A 5813-nucleotide genomic window follows, 5' to 3' on the forward strand; every position below is an offset into this window, starting at 1 on the left:
CAAATTAAACAAATTAAAAAAAAAAAATAGGCTAGCCATATTTCACAGCGCCTATCTCAATCAAAATTTTAATGGCTCCCCGCAACGCCGTCTTACCTCAGCTTTTGACCTGGTATTTTACCAGGTGGGTACCGTTGGCTCGGACTTAAAGTTTCTGGGTACAAGCCCAGTTTACTGCTGTCCAAACATCTTGATTCCCGAGAGTTAAGAGTTATAGATCAAAAAAACATTATTGGCAGTCACCAACGTCGCAGTAGAACCTTTATTTAATATATACCAACTAACCAGATTTTGGCAAGCATCGAGCAATTTAACTTGCATACCAGATAGATTCAACGGTTTGAGCGATCGCCAGTGCTGGCGATCGCCCCTGAGCCACCGATTCCCCGTCGAGCACAACTGTAACGTGACCGAGTTTGCGGCCCGGACGCGATACTTTCTTACCATACCAATGTACAAAACCACCGCTAATTTGTGCCAGTTGTTTTCGTTTTACTAAATAATCGGACTCAGCCGACTCGTAGCCGAGCAAATTTACCATCACAGCGCCTGCACATTTCAGATCGGAATTGCCTAAAGGCAGTTGACAAACTGCGCGCAAATGCTGTTCAAATTGTGAAGTTTCGCAGGCATCGATGGTAAAATGTCCCGAGTTGTGAGTGCGCGGTGCAATTTCATTGACTAACAGCTTATTGTCGGCGGTTAAAAATAATTCAATGCCGAATACGCCGACAGCTTGCAAGCTGTTGAGGAGAGTGCGGGCGATCGCACAAGCTTCGGTTTTCACATCTAAACTAATATCAGCGGGCGCAATCACCAAGCGACAAACCTGATTTTGCTGCTGAGTTTCGACGATCGGATAAATCGCCATTTCGCCAGTTGCCGATCGAGCCGCAATCACTGCCAACTCGCGATCGAACGGCACAAACTCTTCCACTAGCAAAGACTGACCTTGCAGTGTAGCACGAATTGACTCAAAACTCCCCCGATCCTTAACAATAAAAGTACCTTGGCCGTCATAACCGTGGCGGCGAACTTTGACGACAAAGGGAAAGTCGATCGCCCCAGCATCCGAGTCTCCTGCACTCTGCACGGTGTCGGAAACAGAAATTGCCGGAAAGTCGATCGCCACCGCCTTCAACAATTCCAGGGGCAAATCCGCGCTGCAATCCCATTCCCAAAACCTCGGAGTTGGCAAACCCAAACCTTGTAAATAACAGCGCTGGACGTACTTATCCAACAAAGGAGAAAGCGACGGCAAACTCGGCTGAAATAACACACCTTGCTGTTCTAGCGCCCGCAAACCATCCAAATCCACAAACTCATTTTCAAAAGTAATAACATCGCAGTCAGCCGCCAATTGAGCCGTAGCCAAAACATCATCAACAGCAGCCAAAATAGCACCAGCAGCAACAGAAACTGCTGGATCGGTAGCATTAGGAGTTTGCACTACCAATTCAATACCCAGCGCCCTAGCAGCATCCCCCATCATCGAAGCTAACTGGCCGCCGCCGACAACGCCTACCCGCTTAAAATTGGCAGGCGAACTCGCAGCGGTTTGATTTGATTTCATGTGAGTAAAATTCATGTGTCAACCTGATTATTTTATCGCTATTTGTACGCGGATGAATTACAGTAATTGAACGCTTAAAAGCCAGAAAAGAGTTTTAATTGCATGATTAAATCGAGGCAGAACCCAGAAAAATTGGACGGCGAAAGTCTTTAATTATTGCACGAACTCAGGCTTTTAGAAACAGCGGTCGAGCCCGACCCCTCCAGAAAAGTGCCACATCTAGCAATTGCCAGCGCCAAGCATGGCATAATTGACAGCACTGCAAAAAGCAGATAAACAGGTACAAACACTGAAAATCAGATATTCAGGGAACAAAAGTTATAGGTGAGGATACTGTGAAAGTTTTGGTTGTGGGGAACGGAGGTCGCGAACACGCGATCGCAAAAAAACTGCTAGAATCTACGCGGATTAAACAAGTATTCTGCGTACCGGGCAACGGCGGCACAGCTACCACCAAAGGCTGTCAAAATCTGTCGCTCAACATCGACGACTTCCAAGGCATCGAACGCTTTGTGATGGTCAACAACATCGGATTAGTCATCGTCGGCCCCGAATTGCCCCTATCGCTAGGCATAGCCGACTACTTCCAACAGAAAAAAGTCATGATTTTCGGGCCCACCAAAGCCGGCGCCCAAATTGAATCCAGCAAATCCTGGGCCAAAGAATTGATGCTCGAAGCAGGCATCCCAACACCCAAAGCTGCCGTATTTACAGACGCAGAAGCAGCCAAAGCATACGTTCTGGAACAAGGAACTCCCATAGTCATCAAAGCAGACGGACTCGCATCAGGCAAAGGAGTCACCGTTGCCACCACCGTCAAAATGGCTCACAGCGCCATCAACACCATTTTCCGAGGCGAATTCGGCACCGACAACATCCGAGTCGTTGTCGAAGAATTCTTAACAGGTCAAGAAGTCTCGATTCTCGCCCTCACCGACGGCATTACAGTAGAACCGCTGCTGCCGGCCCAAGACCACAAAGCTATCGGCGAAGGCGACAAGGGAGCCAACACCGGCGGTATGGGGGCCTACGCCCCAGCGCCCATTGTCACCCCGGAACTCATGGAAAGGATTCAAGAAGAAATTCTCGAACCCACCCTCGCAGCACTGCAAAAACGCAAAATCGACTACCGGGGCGTACTCTACGCAGGTTTAATGATTACGCCAGAAGGAGAACCCACAGTCTTAGAATTCAACTGCCGTTTCGGAGACCCCGAAACTCAAGCGGTTTTGTCGCTGCTGGAAACTCCTTTGGAAGATTTGGTGCTCGCCTGCTGTCAGCAGCGTCTCGGTGAATATTCCACCATTCACTGGAAGTCGGGGGCCTCTGTTTGCGTAGTTTTGGCTTCTGGGGGCTATCCTGGAAGTTATCAAAAAGGCAAAGTTATTACAGGTATCGAGGAAGCTGAAGCCAAAGGAGCAGAAGTGTTTCACGCCGGCACCCAGTTGAAGCACCAGCAGTTGGTGAGCGACGGCGGCCGCGTTTTGGGTGTCACCGCGGCGGGAGAAACTTTGGAACAAGCTATCTCCAAAGTTTATGCAGCAGTTGATTGCATCGAATTTGAAGGGGTCTACTGCCGTCGGGACATCGGTCGCCGAGCTTTGGGGGAGAAAAATTAGCAATTGCGACATCGGCCGCCGTCCGAAAGTCAAGCAATCTCAATGTAGAAATGTAACAATGAAGTTTGGCATTTCTGCGGCGGCAGTACACAAGTCGCAGTAAAAAATCTGAGAATGAGCCAAGTTAATCAACCCTGCTTTTAATATTGAACTGGTGAAATGCTGGCCATACTAAACAAAATCGGAGAAATTATTGCCCGCTGGTGGTCGGATTTTACCCTCCAGACCCGCCTGATGGCCGGTGCTACCCTCGTAGTGTCGTTAATTATGAGCGGCCTGACATTCTGGGCCGTGAATACAATTCAGCAAGACGCTCGACTTAACGATACTCGCTACGGCCGCGACCTGGGTTTGCTGTTATCGGCAAATGTGGCGCCGCTGATTGCGAAAAACGATCGCTCCGAAGTCGCCCGCTTTTCCCGCCAATTTTACAGCAGCACCTCCAGCGTCCGCTATATGCTGTACGCCGACGAATCTGGGAATATTTTTCTGGGGATACCTTTCTCGGAATCCGAGGTGCGAACTTCCCTGACGCTGCGCCGCCAAATTAAACTGCCTGATAATTTTATCGCCGACATTGAGGCGAGAAATTTAACTTCTTTGCCTTTGGTGCGGCAGCATTTGACGCCAGATGGAGAAGTTACCGACGTATTTGTGCCGCTAATTCACGAAGACAAATATTTGGGAGTTTTGGCGATCGGCATTAACCCAAATCCCGCCGCAGTTATCTCTTCAAATCTGACTAGGGATGTCACTTTAGCAGTATTTGTAACAATTTGGGTGATGGTAATTTTGGGCGCTGTATTTAATGCCCTGACAATTACTCAGCCCATTAAACAATTAGTCTTCGGGGTCAAAAACATTGCGAGCGGGAATTTTAAGCAGCGAGTTGACCTGCCTTTGGGGGGAGAATTGGGCGAGTTGATTGGCAGTTTTAACGAGATGGCCGAGAAACTAGAAAGTTATGAAGAACAAAATATTGAAGAGCTGACAGCGGAAAAAGCGAAGTTAGAAACTTTGGTTTCAACTATTGCTGACGGGGCGCTGTTGTTGGACGCGAATTTGCAGGTAATTTTAGTCAATCCGACGGGCCGGCGGATTTTTGGATGGGAAGGCAGAAATGCGATCGGAGTCAATGTTCTGAACATTTTGCCTTCGGAAGTGCAGCAGGACTTGGCTAGACCCCTGCACCAAATAGCGGCGGGCGAGCGCGAAGGCGGCGAATTTCGCATCTCGATGAGCGAACCAGTCAACCGTACAATTCGGATTGTTTTAACTACTGTCATTCTGCACAAAGCGCCCGGAACGGAACCGCTGTGCAGAAGCTGCATTCGCGACGAGGAAAATAACTGTACCGAGTCCGAACGCCCAGAAGCTGTAGAGTGTACTTTCTACGAGCAAACCTCTAAAAATCAAGATTCCGGGCAATACCGCGAGAGTCTCAAAGGCATTGCGATGACTGTGCAGGACATCACTCGCGAAGTAGAACTCAATGAGGCTAAAAGCAATTTTATCAGCAATGTTTCTCACGAACTGAGAACACCTTTGTTTAATATCAAATCTTTTATTGAAACTCTCTACGAGTACGGAGAAGACCTTCAAGAAAGCGAGCGCAGGGAATTCCTGGAAATTGCCAATCGAGAAACCGATCGACTAACTCGTTTAGTTAACGACGTGTTAGACTTGTCGCGGCTGGAATCCTGCCGAGTTTATCACTTGGATGCTGTTGACCTCCCGCAAGCTGTGGAACAAACCCTGCGGACTTATCAGTTGAATGCTAAGGATAAAGGTATTGAATTAGAGCAAGAAGTTGACCCTTATTTGCCACCTGCTTTAGGTCATTACGATTTGCTGCTGCAAGTATTTGCAAATTTAGTAGGAAATGCCTTGAAATTTACGCAGTCCGGCGGCAAGGTGGCAATTCGAGCGTATTTGCTAGACTCGGAGGCGCAGACTCACAAAGACGGCGCATCCGGGAACCACAACTTGTCACCGGATGCCAGACATTTTCCGGTTGTGCGGATCGAAATTTCTGATACTGGGATTGGCATAGATCCCGAAGACCAACAAGCAATTTTCGATCGCTTTTTCCGGGTAGAAAACCGAGTTCACACTCTAGAAGGAACGGGATTAGGTCTTTCTATTGTCAGAAACATTATTGACAAGCACCACACTAAAATTAATTTAGTTAGCGAAGTTAATGTGGGTACGACTTTCTGGTTCGACTTGGCAGTTTATCAACAGAAAAAAGCATTAGATATAGAAAATGCTTTGCCGGTGGAAGCAAAGGTGGAGACTGAAACAATTTCGAGTCATGTTAAGTAAACAGGACTTATGCACAGCCTTCTACATAGCGTGTTCTACGGGAAATCCCCCGTGGTTGCCCCGATTCATATAGCCCTCGCGGGAGTTTGGAAACCCAGTCGCTTTAGCGCTGGGAGGAAAAACGACACGGGATACTTTAGTATCCCGTCATGTTTTGCATCTACTAGATAAGTTATAATAGGCTTATGACTCAATCTATATCTGTTAAATGCAAGCTGATAAGCTGTTCAGCATCTAAAACGCATATTGTATGATACAATATGATGATATTTGTAAAAAGTCAATGCCTACTAAAA

At 47.6% G+C, this 5813-nt stretch carries 3 protein-coding genes and 1 other RNA gene; 2 read left to right on the forward strand and 2 right to left on the reverse strand.

The window, feature by feature from the left end; all coding sequences use genetic code 11:
* Positions 1–72 precede the first annotated feature (72 nt).
* Both ssrS and QUA56_RS13925 read right to left on the reverse strand, forming a co-directional pair.
* A non-coding RNA gene (gene ssrS, locus QUA56_RS13920) (6S RNA) lies at positions 73–260 on the reverse strand.
* 50 nt (positions 261–310) lie between these two features.
* On the reverse strand, positions 311–1588 hold the full coding sequence (locus QUA56_RS13925) for a 5-(carboxyamino)imidazole ribonucleotide synthase (protein WP_333358461.1): 1278 nt from the start codon (positions 1586–1588) through the stop codon (positions 311–313).
* A 320-nt stretch (positions 1589–1908) separates the two neighbouring features.
* Here QUA56_RS13925 and purD point away from each other — a divergent pair, with 320 nt between their 5' ends.
* Together purD and QUA56_RS13935 are read left to right on the forward strand one after the other, a co-directional pair.
* Complete coding sequence (gene purD, locus QUA56_RS13930; protein ID WP_333358462.1) at positions 1909–3192, forward strand: phosphoribosylamine--glycine ligase; 1284 nt, start codon at positions 1909–1911, stop codon at positions 3190–3192.
* Positions 3193–3351: 159 nt separating this feature from the next.
* The gene (locus QUA56_RS13935) at positions 3352–5517 is read left to right on the forward strand and encodes an ATP-binding protein (protein ID WP_333358464.1); all 2166 of its coding nucleotides are present in this window, start codon (positions 3352–3354) and stop codon (positions 5515–5517) included.
* Positions 5518–5813 lie beyond the last annotated feature (296 nt).

The organism is Microcoleus sp. N3A4 (assembly GCF_036701805.1).
Lineage (GTDB): Bacteria > Cyanobacteriota > Cyanobacteriia > Cyanobacteriales > Microcoleaceae > Microcoleus.